This is a genomic window from Paenalicyclobacillus cellulosilyticus (assembly GCF_014647315.1).
Classification (GTDB): domain Bacteria; phylum Bacillota; class Bacilli; order Alicyclobacillales; family Alicyclobacillaceae; genus Alicyclobacillus_J; species Alicyclobacillus_J cellulosilyticus.
Genome location: NZ_BMOY01000121.1, coordinates 354 through 619, shown reverse-complemented (window position 1 = coordinate 619; position 266 = coordinate 354). Strand labels below are relative to the sequence as shown.

Sequence of the window (266 nt, the reverse complement as noted above, 5' to 3'; positions counted from 1 at the left end):
ATCAGGTGCTCCATGCTAAGTTAGTACGTATGGATGTATTTTTCTAAGTGCTCAATCGTTTTTGCTCTATCTTCAAGAAGATTATATAGAATATCTCCAATTGAAACGATGGCAACAATTTTTTCATCTTCTTCGATTAGAATATGACGACGCTTGGTAAGCGTCATGGCTTCCATGGCTTTTTCAATCGTATCGGTGATGCTAAGAATGGTAATATCAGCACACATGACCTCGGAAATCTTAGTTGTTTCGGGTGATAAGTCCTT

1 protein-coding gene is annotated in these 266 nt (G+C 38.0%); it reads right to left on the bottom strand.

Going from position 1 to position 266, the window contains the following annotated elements:
* Positions 1-20 precede the first annotated feature (20 nt).
* Positions 21-266, bottom strand: a 246-nt coding sequence (locus tag IEX97_RS13120; protein WP_188883538.1) for a CBS domain-containing protein, incomplete at its 5' end; no start/stop codon positions are given.